Source organism: Bradyrhizobium zhengyangense, assembly GCF_022012435.1.
Classification (GTDB): domain Bacteria; phylum Pseudomonadota; class Alphaproteobacteria; order Rhizobiales; family Xanthobacteraceae; genus Bradyrhizobium; species Bradyrhizobium zhengyangense.
In genome coordinates this window covers 1-24,981 of sequence record NZ_JAKLUA010000029.1, presented here as the reverse complement: position 1 = coordinate 24,981, position 24,981 = coordinate 1, and the positions used below count along the sequence as shown (strand labels likewise).

Sequence of the window (24,981 nt, the reverse complement as noted above, 5' to 3'; positions counted from 1 at the left end):
GGAAAGTATTGGTCCGCCAGGCTGCTCCTGATGATGTGCCTGCGTGCCCTGAAGGTCTCACATTGCCCCGGCGATGCCGCCTGAAAATCCACTCAATCGGTCGGCCATCGCGTCGAGAAATGCGCGCGCCCGGATCGGCAGGTGGCGGTTCGACGGGAAGAGTGCGCACACCGGTGCCGGGTCGCTGCGCCATTCGGGCAGTACGCGGGTCAAGCGCCCCGCGCGCAGGTCGGGCTCGACGTCCACCCAGGATTTCAGGATAAGGCCGCAACCGGCCAATGCCCAATCGTGTGCAACCTCGCCGTTGTCGCTCTGCAGACGGGACGCACCCCGCACGTCGACGGATTTCCCGCCGGGCCCGACCAGACGCCAGCGGCTTCCGACCCCGCGGTAGTGCAGACATTCGTGATCTTCCAGTTCTTCCGGCGTTTTGGGGACCCCGTGACTCTCGAGATAATCGGGGGCTCCGACGATGACGCGAAAATTATCGGCCAGCTTGCGCATCATCAGCCCTGAGTCGGCTGGAGTGCCGATCCGTACAGCTATGTCGATTTCCTCTTCAATCAGCTCCACCAGCCGGTCTGTCAGCACGAGATCAATCGAGAGTCGCGGATGCAAACGCACCAGTTCGCGACAGACAGGACTGACATGGGTTTTGCCGAGCCCCATCGATGCACTGACGCGCAGTACGCCACGGGGCTCATCGCTGTCGTGGCCGAGTGACGCCTCGGCAGCGTCGATCTCCGCAAGAATGCGCTGGGCGCGTTCGTAAAGGTCCTGTCCTTCTTCCGTGGGGGCAAGGCGTCGGGTGCTGCGCTCTATCAGGCGGGCCCCGGTACGACGCTCCAGCGCCGCAAGGCGCTTGCTGACCACGCTGAGAGCCAGCCCCATCTCACGCCCTGCAGCGGACAGGCTGCCTGTTGCGATAATTCTGACGAAGGTGCGCAACTCGGTGATGTCGTCAAGCATGGCTGCGTCCATTTGTTTCCCGCCGGTGGAGAGTGTCTCCACCGGGGTCAGGATAATCCTTCGGGGCGGAAAAAGGCTAGATGCCGAGGTGCAGCAGAGAACCGCACGGGAGGCAAGGTCGGAATGAAGGTCAAGGCGGTCAGGATTCATGCTCAGGGTGCGGCAGATGTGCTGCGTGTTGAGCTTGTGGAAACGGGATCACCGGGCCCCGACGAGATCCTGATCCGGCAGACTGCAATCGGCCTGAACTTCCAGGACATCTATCATCGTTCCGGGTGGTACTCGCTCCCTCTGCCATCAGGGCTGGGTACCGAGGCTGCCGGCGTCGTCGAACAGGTTGGCTCGAACGTAACCGAAATACGCCCGGGAGATCGTGTTTGCTATGCAGGCGGTGCTCCAGGCAGCGATGCGGCTTACCGGCTGTTTCCCGCGGACAGGGTCATCGTGACGCCTGCTGGCGTCACTGACGAAGAAGCGGCCGCCGTGCTCATGAAAGGCATGACAGTCGAGTACCTGCTCAATCGTTGCTACCCGGTCGAGCGCGGCATGCCCGTCCTCTTTCACGCCGCGGCCGGTGGCGTCGGATTGCTGGCCGGTCAGTGGGGCAGGCATATCGGCGCAAGAATGATTGGAATCGCGAACGGGCCCGAGAAGTGCGCATTGGCCTTGCGTAACGGTTACAGTGAATGCATTGATCGATCCAAAGAAGACGTTGTGGGACGTGTCAGGGCCTTGACGAAAGGCGAAGGCGTTGCGGTCGTATACGACTGTGTTGGAAAAGACAGCTTCGAACAGTCACTGCATTGCCTCGCTCCTCGCGGCGTCTTTGTGTCGTTTGGCACAATAACCGGACCGCCCCCTCCGGTATCAGCACCATTGTTGCAAAAGCTGGGCTCTCTCTATTTCACGCGCCCGACGTTGGCGACTTACATCGCGTCAGTGACAGATCTGCGGGCGAGCGCTGCGGCGGTTTTCGATTTGCTTGCCCGAGGCATCCTCGAGATCAATATCAATCAGCGTTACCCGCTTGATGAGGTGGCGCTTGCGCACAACGACCTTGAACGCGGCAGGAATACGGGATCGACGCTGCTCATTCCGTAGCAGAGCATGCGCAACGCGTAACAGAATGCGAGGATCGGTGGAATGTTGAAGCTGGCTGTGCTGTCACTGTTGAACGGCATTTCGGTGGCGGCGCTCTATTTCATCGTAGCCAGCGGCTTCACGGTGACATTCGGATTGATGCGAACCATCAACCTTGCCTACGGCTCCCTTTTCCTGATTGGCGGCTACGTGGGCTATCAGGTCGGCGATCTGACCCGGAACTGGTATCTCGCAATGATCGCGGGAAGCGCAATCGCGGGCCTGAGCGGTGCCGTTCTTCAATGGGGTGTTCTGGACCGGCTGCGCGGCCAGGATATGCGCCAGGCACTTGTGACGATCGGATTGTCGATCGTAGCGGCGGACGTACTGCTCGCCGTGTTTGGCGGATTGACCTACCAGTTTACACCACCTGACTGGATGCAGGCGACTGTTTCACTGGGCGTGTTTGGCGGCTATCCGGCCTTTCGCCTGCTGTTGATTGCTCTTTCGCTCTTCATCGGCGTCTTTATATGGGCAGGCTTAACCTGCACGAGAGTTGGCCTTGCGATCCGTGCAGGGGTCGACGATCGGGAAATGCTGTCTGCCATAGGCGTTAACCCGTCCCGGCTGTTTGTTATCGTGGCCACGTGTGGTTCGGCGCTGGCAGGGCTTGCCGGTGTCATCGGTGGTACAGCGTTGTCAATCTCACCCGGCGAGGACTCCCGTTACCTGCTTGCGTCACTCGTTGTCACGATCGTCGGCGGGATGGGCAGCATTGCCGGCGCAGCGGTGGGAGCCTTGCTGGTTGGACTGCTGGAGCAGGTCGGATTGCTCTACTTCCCGAATTACTCAATCGTTGCGGTCTATCTCGTCATGGTTGGCGTGCTGGCGCTTCGTCCGCAAGGCCTGGTGAGGGGTACGGCATGACGAGGCAGGAGCAAATCGCGCTTGCCGTAGCGGTCCTTGCGTTGGCGCTGGTACCGGTCGTAGCAGACGACTTCTGGCTCGTTCAGATCTTCGGGCAGTCGTTTGCGCTCGGACTTGTTGCTTTAAGTCTGAATTTTCTCTCCGGCTATGGCGGCTTTGTGTCGATGGCGCAAACGACTCTCGCGGGCTGCGCCGGATACATGGTCGCGCTCACGAGCGTGAATGCGGTCGGCAAGGGAGTTCCACTGCATCCTGTTGCAAGTATTGGTCTCGCCCTTGGCGTCTCCGCCCTTGCCGGCGCATTCGTTGGATGGATTTCAGTCCGGCTGCATGGCGTATACATGCTCATGCTGACCCTGGCTCTCGCCATGGGCTTCTTCTTCTTCGCGCAACAGAACGTTGAGCTGTTCAACGCTTTCGACGGTATCCGGGGTGTCGTCGTGCCAAACGTCGCGGGAGTGTCGCTGCGCAGCCCGAAGATATTTTTCTATATGTCGCTGGTTTGCTCCGCGGCAGCTCTCTTCGCGGTCATGATCACAGGTCGCTCACCTTTTGGCCTGGTCCTGAAGGCCCTGCGGGATCATCCGCGCAAGGCTGCCGCTCTTGGTTTCGATGTCGCGGCACACCGTATCGCCGCCTTCGCCGGCTCCGGTCTTTTGGCGGGATGTGGCGGAATATTTTACACGTGGTTTAACCAGCGGATATCGGCCAGCACTGTCGGCCTCGGAATGATCAACAGCGTGTTGATCATGGCAATTATCGGCGGTCTGCGATCCCCGATTGGCGCGTTTACAGGCGCATTCGCGTACGTCCTCATAAACACGTTCGCTAGCGGTCTCGTGGGTGCCGAGCGCGTCAATACGCTCGTTGGCTCTGCATTCGTGGCCGTCGTGCTGGCGTCGCCGGATGGCATCGCGGGCGCGGCCAAATATGTGCGGAGCCGCGTTCGTCAATCATCGCTGTTTGAGCGGTTCGTTGCGCAACCGGCATCCGGCTCCGCGCGCTCTGCCGTCAATGAATAAAATCAAGAGGTCGAAGACCCGGTTGAAAGCAGTCGAAGTCGTAGCATAAGACAGGAGGAAACATTTATGACGATCTGCGCATCACATTTCGGCAATCGACCCATGACTTGGGCAATGCTTGCCGCGGGCATGACTTTGATGGCGCACGATGCAGTAGCGCAAAGCGGCGATACCATTCGCATCGGGACCATGTTCGTAACAGAAGGAGCACTCGCAAGTCTTGGGCAGGAGGCCAATCGTGGCCTTGAGATCGCCCTGGCTGAGTTCGATGGCACGATCGCCGGCAAGAAGATCGTTGTTTTCAAGGAGGGGACGAACGCCACTCCTGATCTCGCTGTCCAAAAAGCGCGCAAGCTGATCGAGCAGGACAAGGTGGACGTGATCGTTGGTCCATTGTCGGGCGGCGAGGGCCTTGCCGTCAAGGAATATGCCAAGACCGTCCCATCGAAGACGTTCGTCAACGGTGCTGCGGCCTCACAGGACACGACGATGCGCGATCCCGCGCCCAATTTGTTCAGCTTCCGTGTCGACGGCGCACAGATGACCGCTGGACTTGGAAAATACGTCTACGACGAAAAGAAGTACCGCAACGTCGCAATCGTCGCCGAGGATTATGCATACCCGTACACCCAGGTCGCCGGGTTTGTCTCCGAATTCTGTGGCCGCGGCGGCAAGATCGCTGATCGTTACTGGGTGCCTCTGGGAACGAAGGACTACTCCTCGGTCATAGCCAGGATCCCCTCGGACGTGGACGCCGTGTATGTGGTTGTGGGCGGAGCCGACGCGGTCAATTTTCTGAGCCAATACTACCAGACTGGCGGGAAGGCGCCGCTCATCGGGGGGTCAATTACCGTTGACTCGGACGTGCTCAACAGCAAGGGGCCGTTCCGCAGCAAGATCATAGGCATCTTGTCGTCCAGCAATTCTGCGGACGAGTCCGAAGCGCCTGAATGGCAAGCCTTTGCAAAGACCTATCGTGCGAGGTTCCCTGATGGGCTTCCCGCGCCGTCGAGTCTGGCCGCCGCCTACTACATCAGCATGAAGGCGATGTTGCTGGGATTGCAAGCCGCCAGGGGAGACGTCAGCGGAAACCAGGACGTCCTAAAGGAGGCGCTCCGAACGCTGAAGTTTGACACCCCGACAGGCCCCATCAGCCTTGATCAGAACCGCCAGGCCATCGCCGACAATTTCCTCATGGAAGTCACGAGCCGGCCCGATGGCAGTCTCTACAATAAGGTGGTGAAGGTCGTGCCACAGGTGAACGCGACCTTGAACATGCCGCGTGAACCATACATTGCAATGGGGGCGCCGTCGCGCACCAATCCGCCGTGCCGCCAGGTCGGGAAAGTTCTGTGAGCGATCCGGCGTTGTCCATCGAAGGGCTTGGTGTGAGCTTCGGCGCACTCCAGGCCCTGGAGTCCATCGACATGAGCGTGGAGCCCGGTGAACGCCGGGTTCTGCTGGGGACCAATGGCGCGGGAAAAACCACGCTGTTCAATGTTATTGCGGGCGACCTGTCGCCCACCCGAGGCAAGGTAGCGCTGTTCGGGAGGGATCTGGGATCGATCCCGGCTTTCCGTCGCGCGCGCGTGGGACTGGCACGCACTTATCAGTCGTCTGCTGTATTCGAGAGCCAGTCTGTGAGGGACAATCTCTATCTTGCAGCTTTGGGCGCGCGGGGCCGGCAATGGGGACCATTGCCAGTCGACGATTTGAGCGAGCCTATGCAACAGGCTGCGGTTGATGCTGCCAGAGTTGGCCTCGCGAACCTGGTCGACCGTTGCGTAGCAACCCTCTCGCATGGTCAGCGGCGACAGCTCGAGATCGGAATGGCGCTGGCCCAGCGACCAAGGCTGCTATTGCTCGACGAGCCGGCGGCTGGCCTGTCACCAGGCGAACGGCCGCTGCTGATCGAACTCGTGCTGGCCCTGCCTCGCGACATAACTCTGGTGATGATCGAGCACGACATGGATGTCGCACTGCTCGTTGCAGATCGCGTAAGCGTGATGAAGAACGGCCGCGTGGTTGCCAACGGCAGTCCGGCGGATGTCCGCGTCGATCCAGCAGTGCGAGCGATTTACCTCGGAGGGGAGCATGCCTGAACCTCTTCTCGAGTTGAGGGGATTGTTTGCCACCCTCGGTAACACTTGTATCTTGCACGGCGTCGACCTGACCCTGGCCTCAGGTTGTCTCGCTGTCGTGGGGCGAAATGGGGTCGGCAAGTCAACGCTATGTCGAAGTATCATGGGTTTGGTGCCGGACGTTACTGGACGCCTGAGGCTCGCCGGACAAGAGCTTCTCGGGCGCCCGCCTCATGAGATGGAGGGGCAGGGCGTCGCCATCGTGCCGCAGGGACGTCGTACATTTCCTTCGCTCACTGTGCACGAACATTTGCGTTTGGCGCAAAAATCAAAGGCAAAAGCCTGGACGATAGAGCGGGTCTACCAGACGTTTCCGCGGCTGGCCGAACGACGTCGAAATCGTGGAACGCAGCTGTCGGGCGGCGAGCAGCAGATGTTGGCCATCGGCCGGGCCCTTTTGCGCAACCCGCGCCTGCTTATCCTCGACGAGCCATCCGAGGGTCTTTCTCCGCTGGTGGTTGAGCAATTGAGCGCGCTTATGCAGCAGCTGTACCGAAGTGAAGGCATGACCCTCTTGCTGGTCGAGCAGAATTTCCGGGTAGCCGTTTCAGTCGCTGAGCGCGTGGCTGTGATGATCTCCGGTCGCATCGTGCATGAGGACGAAGCGTCCAGCTTCGCTTCGGATCACGAGGCGCATGAACGATTTCTGGGCCTCGGTGAAGCCGCATGAAAAAGCAAGCGCGTAAGTCGCTCGCGCAGTTCTGGCCGCTGCAAAAGCCGGAATGGATGTCCGGTCCCCAAGGCAGCTTCGAACGACAGGTGTTTTGGAATCTCCGGCGACTCCCCTGGAGATGAGGACGGCTTGATCGTGTTAACGACGCCACCTCTTACTGGGCCGGCGCTACGGCGCCGGCCTTTTTCACGTGGGCCGAGATTGAGTGGTCGCCGGCATCTCTACAGATCTCGGAGCGGAGAAACGTAATCCGAGTCCCATCGCTCAGTATTCGCGGTCTTTGTCCGCTTTTAGAAAATACCTGACCTGTTAGCGAATGACCGCCCTTGCTCGCAGTGAAATGTTGCCGGTCACAAATCGTATCCACTCGCGGGGAAAGAAATGATGTCAAGGGGAGGGCATGTCGAAAGCAGCAGGCCTCAGCCTCGCCAGGCTACTCGGGCGCAAGTCCGCTAGCCCACAGTTTCGTCATTCCGATCAAACACGGGTAAGGGCCAATTGGTTGGCACGACGTGGTCGCCGTCCAACGTGAGGAGAAATCAAGTGCTCTACGACCTGAGAACCTATCGCTGTCGCCCCGGAACGGTTTCCGCCCAGCTTGCTGCCTATGCAGAAACCGGCTTTGCGGCGCAGAGCCGTCACCTCGGCGCACCGCTCCTCTACGCGACGGTCGAGACCGGAGATGTCAACGCCTATGTGCATCTTTGGCAGTTCCAGGATGCCGCCGATCGTGAACGTCGCCGCGCTGCCCTCTATGAGGACGAGCAGTGGCTCGCTTATCGCCGCCGCAGCGCGGAAGCCGGCTTCCAGACCGGGCAGACCAACATGCTCCTGAAGCCCGCTTTCTTCTGGTTGCAGGATCCCAAACTAAAGCAGGACGAACGATGACAGCTACGGATCAGCCGCATGGCCGTTTCAACGGCAGAGTAGGCCAGAGCCTTGTTTCAGAAAGCGACGGGGTTCGCGTCTGGCTCATCAGACTGGAGCCAGGCGACTATCTCGCTCCGCATTGCCATCAGCTTAACTATTTCTGGACCGCTACGACCGCGGGCCGCGCTCGCTCCGTCTACGGCGACGGCCACACCGTTGAGCGCGACTATGCGGTCGGCGACACTGCTCATTTCAGGATTGGCGCCGGCGAATTCTTCATCCACGACCTTCGCAACATCGGCGACAGTCTGCTCTGCTTCACCACCGTTGAGTTTCTGGATAGTGCGAATGAGCCACTACCCATTGGGCAGTCGGAGGATGTGAAGTGAAAGGCGTCATAGCGGCGATTGCTACGCCCGTCACGACCGGGAACACGCCCGATATCTCGCGCTTTCTCGAACACGCCCGGACGTTGCTCGAAACGGGCTGCGACGGCTTGAATGTGCTCGGCACCACCGGTGAGGCCACATCGTTGTCGGTTACAGCCCGGCAGGTCTTGATGCAGGCTGCCGCCGCTGCGCTGCCGTGCGACAGGTTGATGGTCGGGACGGGCGCGGCGGCGCTTGGCGACGCCATAGAGTTGACGGTTGCGGCAGCAGATCTTGGGTTTTCCGGTGCGCTCCTGCTGCCGCCCTTCTACTATAAGAGTGTTGCAGACGACGGTCTTGTAACCTTCGTGACAGCCGTAGCAGACGCGACTGTCTCTCCAGAGATCCCGCTGTACCTCTATAACTTTCCGCAGATGACGGGCATCGTCTGGAGCGAGACACTGGTCAGACGCTTGAAGGATAAACTCGGCCCACGCCTTGCGGGATTGAAGGACTCCTCTGGCGATCTTGCCTATGCCAGGACGATGGCGAAAATTGAAGACCTCGCGGTCTTTCCCTCCAGCGAGGCAGTGCTGCTCGACGCGCGCGCGGGCACTTTCGCAGGGTGCATTTCGGCAACGGCCAACGTGAATGCGTCGCTCTGCAGCCGGGCATTCCATCAAGGCGACGAAGATGCGCTTGCAATGGCGGTAGCAATCCGGGATCTGCTCGGCGCGGCGCCACTTATTCCGGGAATAAAGTCGGTGCTCTCTCACAACTATTCGGATGGAGCCTGGACGAGAGTTTTGCCGCCACTTCTCGACTTGGAGAAAAGTAGTCAGGATTCCATTGTTCGACGGGTCAATGAGATCCGGAGCAGGACGTCCTCGATGCTGCGGAGCTGCTGAAGAGGGCCTCCAGGGTCGAATAGGCCAAGGCATATTTGTCGGTCGCAGCTGGCTGTCGGCCTGATCACCGCTCCAGCCGCGTGCGCTAGAACTGGTTGTTGCGCCCCATCGGGGCAGCGCCTGGACTTGCAGTTTTCGAAGGCGCAAGCAGCGGTCTGACTTCCCTGGCTCTCGCATTGCTTCGCGCATAGGCGCTTGGCGTTGAACCGGTGTAGTTGGAGAAGGCCACCGTGAAGGCGCCGAGGCTGTTGAAACCGACGGCATAGGCGGTTTCGGTAACGCTGGACTCGCCCCGGCCGAGAAGTCTCATCGCTTCTGTCATCCGGATTTCGTTGATGAACTCGCGCCAGCTGATACCGAGCTCGTCCTGGAAACGACGGCGCAGCGTCCGCTCCGACATGCCGGCAGCAACCGCTGTATCGGCAATGGAGGCGGTCTCTATGTGGTCGCGGGCAAAGGCGATGGCCCGCTCCAGATCCGGAGCGTTTCCGAATGGCGTCCACATCTTGCGTTTGTTGTCGAACCAAACGGCGAAGAGTTGACCCATTGTGTCGAAAAACCGGTTGGCAAGACGGTCAGTCGGATCCCGGTCCGGTCCCCAACGATGAGCAAACTGGCACATCTCGACAGCGAGTGTTGACATCGCGGTTGCCCAGCAGCCGGTATGGTGCCAGACCGTCTCCGCACCGGTGAACTTCACCAGCGTCAGATGCACCGGCCCGTTGGCCGCCAGCCGGTAGGAGCGTTCCGCCGGGATGAAAACCATGTGACCTGAAGGCAGCGTCCATCGTCCGGAGACGCCAAGCAGCTGCACACCGCCATCATGAACGGCGACCAGCATCCCACCTGGCTCGCGCTCCGAACTCGCATCGAAATACGGAAGCTTGAGCTCAACCGAGTGGCTTGGCTGCCCCGCCACGACTGCGAAGCGTTTGTCGGACGGTCCAAGAGCAAAACGCTCGGCACCATCGGCCCCGCCGGTGAAGGGGCAGCTCTCCTCAGGCTTCGGTCTGTTCATCTCATCCTCGAGACAGATTGTCCGCTTTTAGAAAGTGGCTGGCCTATTTTCGAATGACGGCCTTTCTCCGCAGTGTCAAGGTTTGAGTCAAGCGAGGCATAGAGGTCGCACTCAAAAAGCCTTGAGCGGAGGGACAGGATGAGGCTCGACAGCCATGTGCAACGCAGCGAGAACTCGCAAGGTGTTGCGGCCAACCTCCTTGAGGTCTCCGGCGTCAGCAAGCGCTTCGGCGGAACAGTTGCGCTGCGTGATGTCTCCTTCTCGGTTGCCAGAGGTGAGATCGTCGCGCTGCTCGGCGAGAACGGCGCCGGAAAATCCACGCTGATCAAGATCATGGCGGGCGTGTTCCCGGCGGATTCGGGTTCTCTCCGTTTCGGGGAAGATACGGTCGAGGCTGCGGTCAGATCGGGCCGCATCGCCTTCATCCACCAGGATCTCGGCCTTATTCCCTGGATGACCGTGGCCGAGAACCTGATGCTCGGCACGAGCTATCCCCGCCGTCTCGGTTTGATCGACTGGCGCGCCGGCCGCGAGCAGGCGCGCAGGGCGCTGGCCGAGGTCGACGGCAAGATCGATCCCGACGACCGCATTGAAACACTCAGCCGCACTGACAAATCCCTCGTCGCGATTGCTCGAGCACTCACGAGCCGGGCCGAATTGATTGTACTCGATGAGCCCACTGCCAGCCTGCCGCAATCCGAAGTCGAGAAGCTGCACGTGGTACTGAGACGCCTGCGTGATCGCGGCGTCGGGATGATCTACGTCTCGCACCGGCTCGATGAAGTCTACGCACTCTGTGATCGTGTCATCGTGCTCCGGGATGGCACCGTTGCAGCGGCGGCACCGACCGCCGGGATTGATGCCGACGCGCTTGTACAGGCAATCATCGGCCGGCCGCACGACCAGGTTTTCGTTCGACCCGCCGCGCCGGCTCAGTCGCAAGAAACTGTCCTGAGTCTCGATCATGTCGAGATCGGTGCTGTCGGCCCGATTGATCTTGAACTCCGGGCCGGTGAGGTCGTCGGGCTCGTCGGCTTGCGCGGGGCCGGGCAGGACGCCATTGGCAAGGCACTGTTCGGAGTGGAGACCGTTGCCGGAGGGAAGATCCGGCTTTGCGGCACAAGCTATCTGCCCCGGGATCCCTTCGATGCCGTGTCCAAAGGCGTGCTGATGGTCGCCGGGGATCGCGCCGCCGAGTCCATCGCGCAGGGCATGAGCATCCGCGAGAACATGTTCCTCAACCCGGTAGCGTCCGGTCGCAGCCTTCTTTCGTTGCGCTCGGCGGCTTCGGAGGATCGGGAGTCAGAGAATCTGGGGTCGGCCGTGCGGCTGCGGCCCAACCTGCCGTCGGCGCCGATCGAGACGCTTTCCGGGGGCAATCAGCAGAAAGTGGTGATGGCGCGCTGGATGCGGATCGGCGGCAAGGTCCTCGTTCTGGAGGATCCGACTGCAGGTGTCGATGTCGGCGCAAAGGCGGAGATCTACCGGCTGCTCAACGCTGCGCTGGCGGATGGTCTGAGCGTCTTGCTGGTCTCGACCGATTTCGAGGAAGTCACCTCCATCTGCCACCGCGCCTATGTCTTTCGTTCCGGTCGGATCGTTGCGGAGCTGGGCGAGAACAGGCTTTCGATAGCCAGTCTCCTGAACGCAGCCTCGCTGTCACCGGCGGCCTGACGGCGAGCGGCACAACGACTTCTCCAAAGAGAACAACCGGCCGAAAGCCGGAAGGGAGGACGACAATGGAATCCATCAAGTCAACGGCACTTGAGCCGACGCCACGGGATCTGGCGGGCTTGCCACTGCTGCAGCGTGCGACGCGACTCTTGCCGGTGTACGGCCTGCCCATCCTGACAGTCTCGCTGATCGTGCTGTTCAGCGTCCTGTTGCCGGCGACTTTCCCGACGATGCTCAACCTTCGCTCGGTGCTCGGTGACAAGTCGATCATTTGTATCCTGGCGCTCGCCGCCATGGTGCCAATGATGGCCGGTCGCATCGACCTGACGGTCGGTTACGGCATCGTCATGTGGCACGTGCTGGCGATCAGCCTGCAGACGCATTACGGGTTCGGCTGGCTGACCGCCATCCTGATCGTTCTGGCGCTGGGTGTCCTGCTTGGCCTCATCAATGGCCTTCTGGTCGAGATCGCCCGCATCGATTCCTTTATCGCAACACTCGGCACCGGCACCGTGCTCTATGCGCTGGCGCTGTGGCATACCGGCGGCCGGCAGGTCATCGGTGCGCTGCCGCCAGACTTCACCATGCTCTACGCGAGCAATCCCTTTGGCCTGCCGATCGCAGCGTTCTATGTGCTGGCGATCAGCGTCGTGCTCTGGATCGTCGCGGATTATCTGCCGATCGGCCGCATGCTGTATGCGATCGGTGCCAATCAACGCGCCGCCGCGCTCAATGGCATTCGCACTCGTCGCTTCGTCATCGGCGCCTTCGTGACTTCCGGTCTGCTCGGCGCCTTTGCCGGCATTGTGCTCGCCGCGAAGCTGCGTATCGGCCAGGCGAGCGTCGGCCTCGAATTCCTGCTGCCGGCACTTGTCGGCGCGTTCCTTGGCTCGACGACGATCCGCCCCGGCCGCGTCAACGTCTGGGGCACGGTCGTCGGCGTGACAATCCTGGCCGTCGGCATCTCCGGCATCCAGCAATTCGGCGGCGCCTTCTATGTCGAGCCGCTGTTCAACGGCACCACGCTGCTCGTCGCCATCGGTATCGCCGGATACGCGCAGCGTCGGCGCGCCATCGGCCCGACGGCGCCAAGGCAAGTCCAGTCAAACGAGAAGGGCGGCAGCTGAATCCGCCCCGGCACCCAACCCAGCATGTCAGATCGCGAGGAAACAGATGACAGCAATCTACCGGAGAACCGCAACCTTTCTTGCTCTCGGCCTTGTCGGCCAGATGATGACAGTACCTGTCGCCCTTGCCGGTGAAAGTGGAGGCAAAACCGCGCAGCAGTATATGGTCGATGTCACTGAACCCAACCCTCCATGGACGGGTCCGACCACGGGTCCGGCCGCGCAGAAGGGCAAGTCGATCGTTTATGTTTCCGCCGACCAGCGCAATGGTGGTGCGCTGGGTGTTGCAGACGGCGTGCAGGAGGCTGCCAGCGCAATCGGCTGGACAGTACGTGTGCTCGACGGGCAGGGCACAGTCTCTGGCCGCTCAACCGCACTCCAGCAGGCCATCGCGCTCAAGCCGGACGGCATCGTGCTCGGTACGGTCGACGCAAAGGAACAGGCGGAGCTTATCCGCCAGGCCGCCGATGCGGGCATCAAGATCGTGGGCTGGCATTCGGTAACAAAGCCAGGCCCGTCGGCTGAGTACAAACTCTTTAACAACATCGCGACTGATCCGCTCGATGTTGCAAAAGCGGCAGCCACCTTCGCGGTGACCGACTCCGACGGCAAGGCCGGCGTCGTGATCTTCACTGACTCGACCTATGCGATCGCAATCGCCAAGTCGGACGCAATGGCCGCGGTGATCAAGGCCTGCGGCGGTTGCAAGGTCCTCAGCGTCGAGGACACGCCACTCGCTGAGGCCAGCACCCGCATGCCACAGCTGACCACTTCGCTGCTCCAACGCTTCGGCAACCAGTGGACCTATGCGCTCAGCATCAACGATTTGACCTTCGACTTCATGTCGGCCTCGCTTTCGTCGGCGGGCATTGCGCAGGACGGTTATCCACGTAACGTTTCGGCAGGTGACGGCAGCGAAGCCGCTTTCCAGCGCATCCGCACCAAATTCTACCAGTCGGGTACCGTCGCTGAGCCGCTGCACCTGCATGGCTGGCAGGCTGTCGACGAGCTCAACCGCGCATTCGCAGGCCAGCCGGCATCGGGCTTTTCCGCACAGGTCCATCTGGTGATCCCGAAGAACATCGGCTCCGACGGCGGTCCGAAGAACATCTACGACCCGGAGAACGGCTATCGCGCCGTCTACACCCGGATCTGGAAGGGTCGCTGAAGTTTCGCGGAGGCCGGAGCGGCCTCGGTCCATTCCCCCAAGCACGAAGGACGTTCCAACTATGAGTAAAGCCTATTGGCCCGACGGCAGCCGGCTTGTCATCTCGATCTCGATGCAAATGGAAGCTGGCGGGGAAGCTCCGTACGGTCCGGGCGGACCGTTCTCGGGCTTCATCGACATGGACCCGAGCTACCCGGATTTCCCGACGAAGTCCTGGTACAAGTACGGCTACCGCGAGGGCATCCAGCGGATGCTCGACCTGTGGGACCGTTTCGGCGTCAAGGTCACCTCGCATATGGTCGGCTCGGCCGTTGACCGGTCGCCACAGGTCGCGAAGGAGATCGTTGAGCGCGGCCACGAGGCCGCTGCCCACGGGCGCGACTGGGTGCAGCAATACGATCTCGACTACGAGGCCGAGAAGAAGTTCATCCAGGACAACATCGACAGTGTCCGGAAGGCGACCGGGAAGGTGCCAGTCGGCTACAACGGTGCAGCCATGCGCGGCACAATCAACACGCTGAAAATCCTGCAGGAGCTCGGCTTCCGGTATTTCATCGACGACGTGAGCCGCGACGAGCCGTTCCTCATCAAGGTGGGCAAGAGGGACATGGCCATCGTGCCGTATTCCCTCAATCTCAACGACATCATCCAGTTTGAAGCCTACAAGTTCTCTACGGGGGAATATGAGCAGCAGCTCAAGGACGAGTTCGACCAGCTCTATGAGGAAGGCGCAACGCGCCGGCGGATGATGGCGATCTCAACCCATGACCGCATTCAGGGGCGTCCCTACCGCGTGCGTTCGCTCGGGCGGTTCCTCGAATATGCCAGCAAGCACAAGGGGGTGACTTTCCTTCGCAAGGACCAGATCGCCGACATCATCTACTCGGATCCCGAGCCGCTGCGCGACATCAACGAACACGATGCCTGGGCCGAATGGGAGCGCAAGCACGGCAACCAGAAAATCGTGCCGATTGCCTGAAGCGGAGGGCTGGCGTGACCCGCCAGCCCTCAAACCGCAGCATGAGTCTCGTTGATGAACCACGATCTTGCAATTATCGGAGGCGGCATCGTCGGCCTGGCGACGGCTCTCGAAATTACCGAACGCGTTCCAGGCCTCTCCGTCGTCGTGCTCGAGCGCGAGAACGATGTCGCCTTGCATCAGACGGGGAGGAACAGCGGCGTCATCCATGCCGGCGTCTACTACCAGCCAGGCAGCCTGAAGGCCCGCTTTTGCAAGGAGGGGGTCGAGGCAACGATCCGCTTCTGCAGGGAGCATGGCTTGCCCTTCGAGCAGTGCGGCAAGCTGCTGGTGGCAACTGACGCCGCGGAGCTCGATCGCATGACAGCCCTCCACGAGCGATGCGTCGCCAACGGGCTGCCGGTCGAGAAGCTGGACGGCGCCGAGCTGCGCCGCCGCGAGCCGCATATCCACGGTGTCGGGGCGCTCTTCGTGCCAACGACGGGCATCGTCGACTACGGCCTCATAGCTCGCACCATGGCGAAGCTGCTGAGGGAGCGAGGTGTTGAGATCCTGACCGGTGCCAGGGTCGATAGCATCGAGGAAGGACCGGCCGGAGTTACGATCGGAGCAGGGGAGCACAGGATCAGGGCCAGCAACATGATTGCCTGTGCCGGGGTCATGGCGGACCGTATCGCCCGACTGGGCGGTCTCGATCTCGATTTCAGGATCGTACCGTTCCGGGGTGAGTACTATCGCCTGGGCGGCGACAAGAATGACATCGTGAGTCACCTCATTTATCCAATCCCGGATCCGGCCTTGCCATTTCTCGGAGTGCATCTCACGCGGATGATCGGTGGCTATGTCACGGTCGGACCGAACGCCGTATTGGCCCTCGCGCGGGACGGCTATCGCTTTGGCGATGTCAGCCTTCGTGACCTCGCCGAGATGATCGCGTACCCGGGGTTCAGAAAGGTAATCGCCAGCAATCTGCGCTCCGGCCTCTCGGAGATGTGGAATTCATTGAACAAGCGCGCCTATCTTGCTCTCTGCCAGCGCTATTGCCCGGACCTTAGGCTTACTGACCTCAAGCCGTATCGACCCGGCATTCGCGCACAGGCTGTTCTGGCCGACGGGAGCCTTGTGCATGATTTCTTGATACGCGAGACGGCGCGCAGCCTCCATGTCTGCAACGCGCCTTCGCCTGCAGCGACTTCCGCAATGCCGATAGCCCGCGATCTCGTCACGCGCGCCATCGCTCAATTCCGCTGGAAATGACGACGCCCCTGGGCTCATCGTGGTGCGTCGGGCGCGAAAAGGACGGAGCGCGCACAAGGCAAATATTTGGCTGGCTCGGTCCCGCGGCCGATGCGAGGTTTTACCAGCCTGATCCTGAGTGGCGTGGTCGCTCTGGCTTTCCAAGACAAGCCCGGCTTGAGTAGCCCATTCAAGCGGGCCTATTAATGTCACAAGCTCCTTCTCCCGGTCGATGGACCAAAGATGAAGACGAGGGGCAGGCGGGTAAGCGTAGCAACCGGCTGCATATTCGCTCTCGGAGGCTTTTGGTGGTTCGACGAAACCAAGCTTGCTGATCTGGCCGAAAGATCGAGAAACTCTGGGCTGGTGAGAGCGTCGATTTGCTGGATGCATCGTGGGATCCACGCCCAGATGTTCTCCGCGGCGTTCCGTCCATTCATCGCAGGTTGGTCCAGATGCGCAAGCACGGCAGAGAGTCTTGATCGCTCAAGACGTTGCTCATGGACTGCATCAACAAACTCAAGGCGTCGCTTCTCGCGCGTATTGATTAGAGCGTCAACGCTGGTGGCCGAGTCCGATACCGAGCGCAAGAGCCTTCTGCCGGAGGCTTCCCTCGCTGCGCTTCATCTGCTTCGCAATCTTGACAACTGGCGTGCGTGCCCTTGAGTGCGAACGCAGTTGCTTGACGTCATCTGCGCTGTAAGTGCGACGTGTTCTCTGCTTGGCCTTCTTTGCCATTGATATCCTCGCCCGTTGGTAAGTGGGTCGTCCTTCTAGCAAGATCGCCCAAGATCGCAACGTCGCGCCGGTTGCAACGTAAGCGTCGTTCTCAGGCCACGGCTTTGAGGGCTTGAGCTCGGTAGGCCCAGGGCAGGAGCTGGTCGATGTCTCGGTTTGGATGCCCGTTGACGATCCTTGTCAGGACGTCGGTGAGATAGGCGAGCGGATCGACGCCGTTAATCTTGCAGGTCTCGACCAAGGTTGCGACGACGGCCCAATGTTCGGCGCCTCCGTCGGATCCGGCAAACAGTGCGTTCTTGCGACTGAGCTTGATGCCACGGATTGATCGTTCGACCGTATTGTTGTCGAGTTCGATGCGGCCGTCATCGATGAAGCGCGTCAAGCCTTGCCAGCGCGAGAGGGCATAGCAGATGGCCTCGGCGAGCTTGATCTTCTGGCTGATGAGAGCCAGCTTGGCGCGCAGCCAGGCCTCGAAGGCATCAGCCAGCGGCCGGCTCTTCTGCTGCCGCACGAGGCGACGCTCCTCCGCGCTGCGGCCGCGGATCTCCTTCTCGATCGCATAGAATGCGGCGATATGCTTGAGCGCCTCGCTCGCAATCGGCGCGGGGCCGGCTGTCGCGAGTTCGTAGAAGTTGCGCCGCATGTGCACCCAGCAGAAGGCAAGCTCGACCTCGCCACGTTCGGCAAGCTTTGGATAGGCGTTGTAGCCATCGACCTGCAGGCCGCCCTTGAAGCCGGCAAGATGGCTGAACAGGCGCTCAGCTTTGCGGTCGGGTGCATAGATATAGGCGATGCCGGGCGGATCGAGGCCGCCCCAGGGCCTGTCGTCGGCGGCATAGGCCCAGAGGTGGCCGGTCTTGGTGCGCCCTCGACCGGGATCGAGCACCGGCACCGTCGTCTCGTCGGCGAACAGCTTGGATCTCGCGCGAAGCACAGTGAGAAACCCCCGAATGTCTCTCCGCGATATCAGCAACGGCGCTCGCAGAAACTGCGATCGTAACGCAGCTTGGCAGGTACACGCGCGAAAGCCGACCAGCAACGGCGGCCCCTGTCGAAAAGCCTGCCTAAAGCGCGCTTCAGGCAGGCACCGCAGTCGTCGCGGCACAGCGGTGGCGGAGGGGTATGGCGGCTGATGACGCACCGCCGACGATATACTGGCGGGCCTAGCACTCCCGGCGCTCTAAATCCGCAATTGGATGGGCAGCCGGGAGCATGGGGGCTGGAACACAAGCGGTGCCATGTTCGCTCTCAGGATGCAATCCTTCGAATGACGCCGATTTCGGAACGGTGTGTTCGCCTGAGGGAAAGCGCAAGTGGAAGATGCCGGCAGAGAAGGGGAACAAGTGGCGATGGGATAGGCTTCATCCTGCTGCCAGGCAAAAACCTTAAGTTGCCCCAATTTGAATCGATCCTGATATTTGGAGCTGTCGGGCATACCCTGTGCATTGAGGTTCGATCATGTCGTTAAGCAAGGCCTTGAATGAGCGACTAACAGAACTAAAGTTTCATCCAGCCGTCCTCGCGGTCAGACAGATCAAGAAACGTTTCGCCGACAGTGGACCTGCACTGCGCCTCAAATTCAATGGCCAAAAGCGCGATGAGATCCTCGGGGAGTACAAGCGTAAATCAAGCGTGCAAGACGTCATTGACTTCACCAAGCAACATATGGGCACAGGCTCCTGTCAGATCGAAACGGAGATTTCGTCGGCCCTCGATTACATCGCTGCGTCCGCTCCGAAGACTGTCGTTGAAATCGGAACGCTGAACGGCGGAACCTCGCTTCTGTTCGGACGATTTCTGCCGACGATGGAGACGATGATCTGCATCGATCTGCACGTGAAGAACAAGGAAATGCTGAAGCTGTTGGCGACGCCGAAGCAGCAATGGATGTTCTACGACATGCCCTCCTACGCGGATGACACGGTCAAGCGGGTCGAGAAATTTCTCAATGGCCGGCAGATCGACACGTTATTCATCGACGGCGATCACCGTTACGAAGGCGTCAAGCAAGACTTTCTCTGCTACCGGCATTTCGTTCGAGAAGGAGGGATCGTCCTGTTCCACGACATCTGCGAGTCCAGCGGAAACACCAGCGCCTGGGCCGGCGGTGTCCCGCGGCTATGGCGCGAATTGTTGCCGTTCTACGAGCATAAGGAATTCATCCGAAACCGTAGCCAGGAAGGTTTTGGCATCGGCGCTCTGAAATACGCCAAGGCCGCGGAGCCATTTAAATCGACGTGACTTTGGCCGAACACAAGGCCCAAGCGGCCGCGTAGCGGGTTGAAGACCGTCAACGAAGGGCTCCGGCACAACATGACGATAGTCGCGATCGCATCGGCCGCGCCATAGCTTGGCCGCAAAAAAAAGGGGATCAGCCGTCACGCGCGAGGACGAGATTGGTATCGTGGCCCAATCCAGGCAGACCCGCGCTCGCGCCAAAGCACTTCAGGACCTACACGACAGCGAGATCAACTACACGATCGCCACGTTTTGGGTGCTGGTTTTAGGGGCATGCTTGGTGACGACTTGAATTGCCGCCTTTGCATCCAGCCCCTCGGGCTCGACGAGCCGCGCGATGATGTTCTGCGCGCTCTTGACGGCGAGTAGGATACGCTTTTAGGGGTCATATGGGATCAGCCTGCATGCTGCAATGGCAGGCTGAGCTGTACGTCGATCGCGCGGCCGAGCTGGCTCTTGATGAAATCTCTCAATCCGTGTGTGATGTCGCGGTGTTTCCCATTGATATGGCGCTCGAGCTCGCGCGATGGGGGAAAGCGCAGGCGGCGCCGCAAGTGAGCGTGCTGGGGTCTGCGGCAGCCAACCGGCCGGTCAGAAAACGCAAAGGCCGCAGCAGTGAACTGCCGCGGCCCGCGCCTTGTCAAAAAATCCGGGTGAAAACGATCTAAGTGAAATATGCAGCCAGCCCCGGTAAGCAGCAGCCTACAGCAGCTCTGCCGCAGTGCAATGTGATCTATTTCACAGTTTGAAACGTATTTAACGCGCCAGCGAGGCAAGAACCGCCCGGGCTGGCTGCTGGCGGCCCCTTATTAACGAAGGGCGAAAATCTCAAGCATTGATGGCACGAAACATGCTGAGTACCCGCCGCCGCGTCGATCGTGCGGAACGTCGTGGCATCGGCCGCAGGAGCCGTTTGCAGAGCGGAGCCTGCGGCCCCTCTGTTAGCCCGTTCACGCTGGCCGGCCTTCAGGCCCCTGCCGGCGTACGCGACAGGGGGCCGTGTAGGTGGACAGCGCGAGCGTCATGCCATGAGGGGTCGCGCCAAGGACCCGCACAAGTCGAGACCATCGGCGCGCGATGGATGAGCGCATATGTTGTGCAAGGTGCGCAAATTAGAGGCCAGATGATTTCACTGCTGCTGCCGTGCCGGTTCACGCTGGCGGGCCATCTGCTAAAATCGCGACGCGATCGGTGCCCGCCGATCGTCAAAAAATCTTGGCTTTCAACTCCGCCGGCTCACAAGGTCGGCGGATCTTCTTTTATCAATTTACAACGATCGCCGCCCTCGATACATTTCACACTATTGCAAATCCGAAACCATTCAGTGAGGGCGTTATGTCGAGTGCGATCGAGTTGATTGTGAGTGGATACGCTACGCTTAAGGATCGACAGTCCCTTGAAAACCTGAGAACGCACCGTCGGCACTTGGCAGTCGATTTGAAGGCCCGGAGTGGCTTCGACTGCCGGTCATCGATCGCTCAGCTCGAGCAGGACATTGCCGCGATCGAGGCCGGACTTCAGGCGCTTTCCGAGCCGGTGAGTGGCTGATTAGGAATTTTGCGCTCGCATCACGCGGCGCCTCAGGTGTTTGCAGTCGCTGGAGGACTTGGATCGCTTTCCCATAGTATTCGGCCACTTTGAGAAGACCCTCCCTCGCAAGCTCCAGGGAAGCAATGGCCCAGTGTTCTCTGCACGCACGTTCGGGCCTGCGAAATTGCTTCAATTCCCCTATTCAACGACAGCTCCCCAGCCTGGGGCAACTACGTCTTATTTGGCCGCCTTAATTAAACCAGTAGCTGAAACCCGCAATAACAAAAATCAACCGCTGGCTGTTTCGAATTGCTGATTTTCGATAGTGTCAAGTTGCCTGAGGTCGGACAAACGGCGCAAGCCTTCGGCCTTGACGCCCGAGTTCACGCTGGCGGGGCTATCACCTCGTACTCGAAAGCGACGCCTTCGCGATCGTTCTCGTCAAGCCAAGCTTGAGCGGCTTGCTCCGTCGCGAAAACCTTCAGATCATCCTCGCCTTGATCGTAAATCCAGACAGTCATGACTGGCGCTCCGGGAGGTCGCGTTGAGGGCCTAGGATGCACACGAGCATCGACCAGGACCTCGGTGATGGCGTCTCGAAGGCCGTCGCGATCGAGGATGCGGGTAGGACGATCAATGGTGGCTTCTGCGTCGCGCTCGCGGGTCAGATGGTCTGCCAAGGAACCATTGCCACGGCGGCTTAGCCGTGCGTTGGCAGAGTCCGCCCAAACCTGAAGTCACGTTTAACGTGGGCGTTTAGTGTCCGCCACCTGGCCGCTTGGCATGTCGGGGACATCATCCGGGTTGCCCGTTCGCTCTGTTGCAGAAAGGACAGGGCTCACCGGGAGCACCGCAGGGACAGGGCCTGCTTTCGCTACCCCGAAGGGCGGTCAGGGTTCGCCTCGCAAACCCAGCGGCTGTTGTCGCATCGTGGGCAGAATTGCATGTTAAGGCCACATGGTCGTGAGCAATTGGTTTCGACTTACGCGGCGAAGCTCCTGCCTCTCTCGGCCAGCTCGAAATGAGGACCCTTCTCAACAAGCAGGCCGAATTTCAGCATCTCCCGCGCCAGGGACAGCGTACAAACCGGATGGGATGATAGACGTGCGTCCCGCGCGCGATGAGATGCCCATATAGCAGCGCGAGCCGCAGTGGCCTGAGCATTCCCCGCAAGATATCTGGCATTGTTGAAGAAGCGGCTGAACGTTCTGCCGTTCCTCAGATCGCGTCAGGCGGCTCCCCCCGCAGCGGCAATGCGAGTTGCAAGCCATATGGGCGCGAGCTATTGGCTTCGAATGAAGGCGTCCAATGCCGGCGAGAGGTCCAGCCGTTCGCGCGCAGTTCGTTCGGCGAGCAGGTCCGCGATTTACTCGGTCGCGTCGCGCGACCAGCCCCTCGACGGCGTTGCAGGCGACGATCCGCACGAAATAGGCATACTGGCCCGAGATCAGGTCCCGCAGCACGGTCTGGCGCTCGGTGTCCTGTTCGTCGGTCTCGCGCCAGGCGCAGCCGGCCCGCGCGCCGATGTCCTCCAGCACCAGATAGATGTCGCGGTCCAAACGATGCAGCGGCATGATCGAGAGCGAGGCACGCACACGCTTACTCCGATACTGACTGAGGAGAGAGACGGCCCCGGCTCGCAGGGGGCTTGGGGGGTATGGGCCGGGGCCGGTCCGCCAGCCCGGCGGCGGGCCAGCGGGACTCAAGCAGATTTGGCGGGCATTTGTTCCCGCCGAACCCAATCAGCAGTTCTCCGCCCGATAAGACCGGGTTCACAAAGAAGGAGCGTTCTCTCGCCTCTGGTGATTGCGGGGGCCGGGGCGATCGTCCCAGGTCACATACCCGCACCATCGACACCGATACATAGTCACCGTCCCATCGATGCGAGCGTTCATCAGTTCGCTAACAGTCACGTCGCTGCTGCCCCGGCATCGCCCGCAGCTCGGCAGGGATGCAGACGTCTTGTTGAAGTCCGACGCCCTTGCCACGCGGATAGCTCCTGAGCATGCCTCAACCGCGACACTGTTCGCTGTGAACCGCTTGGTGGCGCCAAAGTTCTTACGCCCTGCTTTGCTTCCGAGGCCGAGCCCTTAGCATCCTGGATTTTGCCGCTGGGCCTCCGCAACTGCCGGTGCACAAAAAGGCCCTAGCCGTGTTGGGCGGCTAAGGCCTTGTTGGGCATCTGGTGTCGGGAACGGACGCGGGCAAATAACGGGGAAACATTAACCCGGTTCCGGTCCGTCTAAAAAGAACGGCCCCGGCGCGCGAGCAGCACAGCGGGGCCGGACGGCTGCGAGGGGCGGCGGAGACGGGGTGCAGCCGTCTCAGGAGCTACGGGCGGCGATTAGTTGGTTTCACTGTCCTAATCTTTTCGGCGATCCGTGAAACCATTTGCGAGATGGACAAGGTTGCGATAGGGCGCTCGGGCACGTGTGCTGACCTATCGTGAGCACATCATCGCCCCACACGGGGACTGATTGGCACCTGCTGCGGTATCCCTGCGAAGTGCGAGATCCAGCCGAATATTTCGACGACATCCAGGACGTCAAAGTCAAAGGACATGCTCGACCTAGCCAGGCACAACGTGAACAGAAGTCAGGCAACTTCGAGCCAAGCAAATTCGAGGATCACCAGGGGACAGCGCTAGCCGACTTCATTAATCAGAAGCGCGCCGGCAAGGTGATCCGTCCGAAGGAACGATGAAAGGCGACAACGTCGTCGATCTGATCGACGCACTACGAGAGAGTGTAAGTCGGGAGGCCGCCCAGCAATGGGCGGAAAGTCCACCAAGAAGCCGCGCAAGGCTGCCGTCGGTCAGAAGGAAATGCTGATACCTATCGCCGGAAAGAAGCGGCCAAGAAGCCGGCAAGTAGGTCACAGCGTAAGTCGGCTTGACGCCATGCGCCCTATCTTGGTCAAGGGCGTTACAAATGGCCTAGGCGGCAAGATCGAACGACCCGATTAGGGCGCGCATGTCATCGGCGAGCTCGCGATAGTGTTGGCTTGCTCGTCGGTACAGCTCGCGATTGCCTCCTTTCGATCGACCAGCGATCAGCTCGCACTCCGCAGCGAGATTTTCAAAACGCTCCAACTTGGCTTGGAAACCACTCATTGCTCGCCCCATTCTTTACTCAAGGGACGTGACAATATTCGGCCGATTGGGTCAGCTCAAACAGATTCAATGCTGCACTTGCGAGGTCTTTATCCATCGACGGTTGCAGATAAGCAACGGGGCCGCGCAAAGCGTGAAGATTAGTCGCACCGCCGGGTCAACTGTCGCGCAGCGCTGTAATCCCCGTACGAACGGAACTTATTTTTCGATCATGTCGCGGATTTGGGGATGAGCGCTTTCAGCAAGTACCTACGAGCAACCCGTTCACCTCTAAGCGGCACGAACAGCGTCGCCAAACGCAATTGCCCCTGCCAAGCGGCAGTCTGCGCTGCCGTTGGACTTGCCTGACCGGCCTTCTATCGCCGTTCTTCCGTTTACCAATATGAGCGGAGATGCAGAGCAGGAGTATTTTGCCGGCAGATTTGCCGAGGACCTGCTGACCACGCTGTCAAAAATCAGGAGCTACTCGCGATCGCTCGCAATTCCAGTTTTGTCTTCAAGGGGCAGGCTAGGGATATAAGGGAGTTTGGACGGCTACTTGGAGCTCGGTACGTCGTGGAAGGAAGCGTCAGAAGTCCGGCAACAAGGTGAAGATCGATGGTGAATTTTGACTGCGCCCAACAGGTTGATAAGAAAGCCGGAAGATCTCCCAGGACTCGATGCGCCCAGGCAACCGACCGAAAGGAATACTCTAAAAGTCTGGCAAGCCTAGCAGGCTGTTGAAGAACTCAGCCGTGTTCGCAAACGAAGGCTGAATCGTCGCCATTGTGGATGTAGAAGTGGCCGACGAGCCTGCCCGCAGTGCCGATCGTAGCCCATCCGCGACCGCAGGACGGGTCATCTTCGTCGTGCCTTCCCATGAGAACTCGGCGCAGGCCGATCCGTCGCGGGTGCCGTACCGGACGTCGAGAAAGCCCTTCAGCGCGCCGAAGGCGATTTCACCGTCGGACTTGCCTTCGAAGGTGAGATGCGCCTCTTCGACGAGGTCGAGGAAGTCGCTGTCCCAGACGTCCATCTCGACGATGCGCCAGCGGCCGACAAAGGCCTTGGCGAAGCCGGGCACCTTGGCCATCAGCCGGTCTCCGCGATCAGCTTGGGCAGCCGCACCAGATTGTAGGCGGTGGCAGCGAAGGTAAAGGCCCATCCGACGCGATCACGGCCACGGAAGCTGGTCTTCTCTTGCCCGGCGACCGTTTTGAT

Annotated in this window: 23 protein-coding genes and 4 pseudogenes; 18 read left to right on the top strand and 9 right to left on the bottom strand. The window is 60.4% G+C overall.

Features of this window, described 5'->3' with window-relative positions:
• Positions 1–57: 57 nt before the first annotated feature.
• Positions 58–969 (bottom strand): LysR family transcriptional regulator, encoded by a 912-nt coding sequence (locus L6637_RS39315; RefSeq protein WP_237874080.1) that lies wholly within the window; start codon positions 967–969, stop codon positions 58–60.
• Positions 970–1,092: 123 nt separating this feature from the next.
• Between L6637_RS39315 and L6637_RS39310 the strand changes: the two genes are divergently transcribed.
• From L6637_RS39310 to L6637_RS39270, 9 genes are all read left to right on the top strand, one after another.
• A complete protein-coding gene (locus L6637_RS39310; protein WP_237874078.1) occupies positions 1,093–2,070 on the top strand; it encodes a quinone oxidoreductase family protein in 978 nt (325 codons plus the stop codon).
• Positions 2,071–2,112: 42 nt separating this feature from the next.
• The gene (locus L6637_RS39305; protein WP_237874077.1) at positions 2,113–2,976 is read left to right on the top strand and encodes a branched-chain amino acid ABC transporter permease; all 864 of its coding nucleotides are present in this window, start codon (positions 2,113–2,115) and stop codon (positions 2,974–2,976) included.
• A complete protein-coding gene (locus L6637_RS39300; protein WP_237874076.1) occupies positions 2,973–3,998 on the top strand; it encodes a branched-chain amino acid ABC transporter permease in 1,026 nt (341 codons plus the stop codon). The genes L6637_RS39305 and L6637_RS39300 overlap by 4 nt, the downstream gene beginning before the upstream one ends.
• Positions 3,999–4,064: 66 nt before the next feature.
• Complete coding sequence (locus tag L6637_RS39295) at positions 4,065–5,354, top strand: ABC transporter substrate-binding protein (RefSeq protein WP_237874075.1); 1,290 nt, start codon at positions 4,065–4,067, stop codon at positions 5,352–5,354.
• Complete coding sequence (locus tag L6637_RS39290) at positions 5,351–6,100, top strand: ABC transporter ATP-binding protein (RefSeq protein WP_237874074.1); 750 nt, start codon at positions 5,351–5,353, stop codon at positions 6,098–6,100. Before L6637_RS39295 ends, L6637_RS39290 begins: the two co-directional genes overlap by 4 nt.
• On the top strand, positions 6,093–6,809 hold the full coding sequence (locus tag L6637_RS39285; protein ID WP_237874073.1) for an ABC transporter ATP-binding protein: 717 nt from the start codon (positions 6,093–6,095) through the stop codon (positions 6,807–6,809). Before L6637_RS39290 ends, L6637_RS39285 begins: the two co-directional genes overlap by 8 nt.
• Positions 6,810–7,355: 546 nt before the next feature.
• Positions 7,356–7,700 (top strand): NIPSNAP family protein, encoded by a 345-nt coding sequence (locus L6637_RS39280; protein WP_237874072.1) that lies wholly within the window; start codon positions 7,356–7,358, stop codon positions 7,698–7,700.
• Complete coding sequence (locus L6637_RS39275; protein WP_237874071.1) at positions 7,697–8,071, top strand: hypothetical protein; 375 nt, start codon at positions 7,697–7,699, stop codon at positions 8,069–8,071. The genes L6637_RS39280 and L6637_RS39275 overlap by 4 nt, the downstream gene beginning before the upstream one ends.
• A complete protein-coding gene (locus L6637_RS39270; protein ID WP_237874070.1) occupies positions 8,068–8,958 on the top strand; it encodes a dihydrodipicolinate synthase family protein in 891 nt (296 codons plus the stop codon). Before L6637_RS39275 ends, L6637_RS39270 begins: the two co-directional genes overlap by 4 nt.
• Before the next feature lie 85 nt (positions 8,959–9,043).
• On the opposite strand, the gene L6637_RS39265 is transcribed toward L6637_RS39270, so the two are convergent.
• Positions 9,044–9,799, bottom strand: coding sequence for a helix-turn-helix domain-containing protein (locus L6637_RS39265; RefSeq protein WP_237874067.1), 756 nt, complete (start codon positions 9,797–9,799; stop codon positions 9,044–9,046).
• 315 nt (positions 9,800–10,114) lie between these two features.
• Here L6637_RS39265 and L6637_RS39260 point away from each other — a divergent pair, with 315 nt between their 5' ends.
• From L6637_RS39260 to lhgO, 5 genes are all read left to right on the top strand, one after another.
• Complete coding sequence (locus L6637_RS39260; RefSeq protein WP_237874065.1) at positions 10,115–11,650, top strand: sugar ABC transporter ATP-binding protein; 1,536 nt, start codon at positions 10,115–10,117, stop codon at positions 11,648–11,650.
• A 65-nt stretch (positions 11,651–11,715) separates the two neighbouring features.
• Positions 11,716–12,777, top strand: coding sequence for an ABC transporter permease (locus L6637_RS39255; protein ID WP_237874064.1), 1,062 nt, complete (start codon positions 11,716–11,718; stop codon positions 12,775–12,777).
• 46 nt (positions 12,778–12,823) lie between these two features.
• Complete coding sequence (locus L6637_RS39250) at positions 12,824–13,945, top strand: ABC transporter substrate-binding protein (RefSeq protein WP_237874063.1); 1,122 nt, start codon at positions 12,824–12,826, stop codon at positions 13,943–13,945.
• Positions 13,946–14,006: 61 nt separating this feature from the next.
• Positions 14,007–14,924: a polysaccharide deacetylase family protein gene (locus L6637_RS39245; RefSeq protein WP_237874062.1), complete on the top strand. Its 918-nt coding sequence runs from the start codon at positions 14,007–14,009 to the stop codon at positions 14,922–14,924.
• Between the two features lie 51 nt (positions 14,925–14,975).
• Positions 14,976–16,181: an L-2-hydroxyglutarate oxidase gene (gene lhgO / locus L6637_RS39240; RefSeq protein WP_237874061.1), complete on the top strand. Its 1,206-nt coding sequence runs from the start codon at positions 14,976–14,978 to the stop codon at positions 16,179–16,181.
• Positions 16,182–16,715: 534 nt separating this feature from the next.
• Here lhgO and L6637_RS39235 read toward each other — a convergent pair.
• Both L6637_RS39235 and tnpC read right to left on the bottom strand, forming a co-directional pair.
• A complete protein-coding gene (locus L6637_RS39235) occupies positions 16,716–16,898 on the bottom strand; it encodes a hypothetical protein (protein ID WP_237874060.1) in 183 nt (60 codons plus the stop codon).
• A gap of 91 nt (positions 16,899–16,989) precedes the next feature.
• Positions 16,990–17,832: pseudogene (gene tnpC, locus L6637_RS39230) on the bottom strand (IS66 family transposase); the annotation flags it as partial.
• Positions 17,833–18,359: 527 nt separating this feature from the next.
• Here tnpC and L6637_RS39225 point away from each other — a divergent pair.
• The 3 genes from L6637_RS39225 (at position 18,360) to L6637_RS42910 (ending at position 20,687) form a co-directional block, all read left to right on the top strand.
• Entirely contained in the window at positions 18,360–19,142 is a 783-nt protein-coding gene (locus L6637_RS39225) for a class I SAM-dependent methyltransferase (RefSeq protein WP_237874059.1), read from the top strand.
• Between the two features lie 401 nt (positions 19,143–19,543).
• The gene (locus L6637_RS39220; protein ID WP_237874058.1) at positions 19,544–19,807 is read left to right on the top strand and encodes a hypothetical protein; all 264 of its coding nucleotides are present in this window, start codon (positions 19,544–19,546) and stop codon (positions 19,805–19,807) included.
• Between the two features lie 523 nt (positions 19,808–20,330).
• Positions 20,331–20,687, top strand: a complete 357-nt coding sequence (locus L6637_RS42910) for a hypothetical protein (protein ID WP_377803216.1) — start codon at positions 20,331–20,333, stop codon at positions 20,685–20,687.
• Positions 20,688–21,052: 365 nt separating this feature from the next.
• Here the strand turns inward: L6637_RS42910 and L6637_RS39210 are convergent, their stop codons facing one another.
• Positions 21,053–21,190, bottom strand: coding sequence for a hypothetical protein (locus L6637_RS39210; RefSeq protein ID WP_237874057.1), 138 nt, complete (start codon positions 21,188–21,190; stop codon positions 21,053–21,055).
• A 36-nt stretch (positions 21,191–21,226) separates the two neighbouring features.
• On the opposite strand from L6637_RS39210, the gene L6637_RS39205 reads away from it, so the two are divergent.
• Positions 21,227–21,373, top strand: coding sequence for a hypothetical protein (locus L6637_RS39205; RefSeq protein WP_237874056.1), 147 nt, complete (start codon positions 21,227–21,229; stop codon positions 21,371–21,373).
• Positions 21,374–21,887: 514 nt separating this feature from the next.
• On the opposite strand, the pseudogene L6637_RS42905 reads toward L6637_RS39205, so the two are convergent.
• The 4 genes and pseudogenes from L6637_RS42905 to L6637_RS39175 form a co-directional block, all read right to left on the bottom strand.
• Positions 21,888–22,264, bottom strand: a pseudogene (locus tag L6637_RS42905) (hypothetical protein).
• A gap of 1,340 nt (positions 22,265–23,604) precedes the next feature.
• Complete coding sequence (locus L6637_RS39190) at positions 23,605–23,781, bottom strand: hypothetical protein (protein WP_237874054.1); 177 nt, start codon at positions 23,779–23,781, stop codon at positions 23,605–23,607.
• Between the two features lie 728 nt (positions 23,782–24,509).
• Positions 24,510–24,853: pseudogene (locus tag L6637_RS39180) on the bottom strand (hypothetical protein).
• Positions 24,853–24,981 (bottom strand): annotated as a pseudogene (locus L6637_RS39175) (IS5/IS1182 family transposase); the annotation flags it as partial. The pseudogenes L6637_RS39175 and L6637_RS39180, both read right to left, overlap by 1 nt.

What these genes read in the sequence shown, in the direction of transcription:
- L6637_RS39295 (WP_237874075.1), top strand. Translation starts at nt 4,065, where the DNA reads ATGACGATCTGCGCATCACATTTCGGCAATCGACCCATGACTTGGGCA.
- L6637_RS39260 (WP_237874065.1), top strand. Translation starts at nt 10,115, where the DNA reads ATGAGGCTCGACAGCCATGTGCAACGCAGCGAGAACTCGCAAGGTGTT.
- L6637_RS39205 (WP_237874056.1), top strand. Translation starts at nt 21,227, where the DNA reads ATGCACACGAGCATCGACCAGGACCTCGGTGATGGCGTCTCGAAGGCC.
- L6637_RS39310 (WP_237874078.1), top strand. Translation starts at nt 1,093, where the DNA reads ATGAAGGTCAAGGCGGTCAGGATTCATGCTCAGGGTGCGGCAGATGTG.
- L6637_RS39245 (WP_237874062.1), top strand. Translation starts at nt 14,007, where the DNA reads ATGAGTAAAGCCTATTGGCCCGACGGCAGCCGGCTTGTCATCTCGATC.
- L6637_RS39305 (WP_237874077.1), top strand. Translation starts at nt 2,113, where the DNA reads ATGTTGAAGCTGGCTGTGCTGTCACTGTTGAACGGCATTTCGGTGGCG.
- L6637_RS39190 (WP_237874054.1), bottom strand. Translation starts at nt 23,781, where the DNA reads ATGAGTGGTTTCCAAGCCAAGTTGGAGCGTTTTGAAAATCTCGCTGCG.
- L6637_RS39255 (WP_237874064.1), top strand. Translation starts at nt 11,716, where the DNA reads ATGGAATCCATCAAGTCAACGGCACTTGAGCCGACGCCACGGGATCTG.
- L6637_RS39285 (WP_237874073.1), top strand. Translation starts at nt 6,093, where the DNA reads ATGCCTGAACCTCTTCTCGAGTTGAGGGGATTGTTTGCCACCCTCGGT.
- L6637_RS39225 (WP_237874059.1), top strand. Translation starts at nt 18,360, where the DNA reads ATGTCGTTAAGCAAGGCCTTGAATGAGCGACTAACAGAACTAAAGTTT.
- L6637_RS39250 (WP_237874063.1), top strand. Translation starts at nt 12,824, where the DNA reads ATGACAGCAATCTACCGGAGAACCGCAACCTTTCTTGCTCTCGGCCTT.
- L6637_RS39220 (WP_237874058.1), top strand. Translation starts at nt 19,544, where the DNA reads ATGCTGCAATGGCAGGCTGAGCTGTACGTCGATCGCGCGGCCGAGCTG.
- L6637_RS39315 (WP_237874080.1), bottom strand. Translation starts at nt 969, where the DNA reads ATGCTTGACGACATCACCGAGTTGCGCACCTTCGTCAGAATTATCGCA.
- L6637_RS39265 (WP_237874067.1), bottom strand. Translation starts at nt 9,799, where the DNA reads ATGCTGGTCGCCGTTCATGATGGCGGTGTGCAGCTGCTTGGCGTCTCC.
- L6637_RS39300 (WP_237874076.1), top strand. Translation starts at nt 2,973, where the DNA reads ATGACGAGGCAGGAGCAAATCGCGCTTGCCGTAGCGGTCCTTGCGTTG.
- L6637_RS39235 (WP_237874060.1), bottom strand. Translation starts at nt 16,898, where the DNA reads ATGGCAAAGAAGGCCAAGCAGAGAACACGTCGCACTTACAGCGCAGAT.
- L6637_RS39275 (WP_237874071.1), top strand. Translation starts at nt 7,697, where the DNA reads ATGACAGCTACGGATCAGCCGCATGGCCGTTTCAACGGCAGAGTAGGC.
- L6637_RS39210 (WP_237874057.1), bottom strand. Translation starts at nt 21,190, where the DNA reads ATGACTGTCTGGATTTACGATCAAGGCGAGGATGATCTGAAGGTTTTC.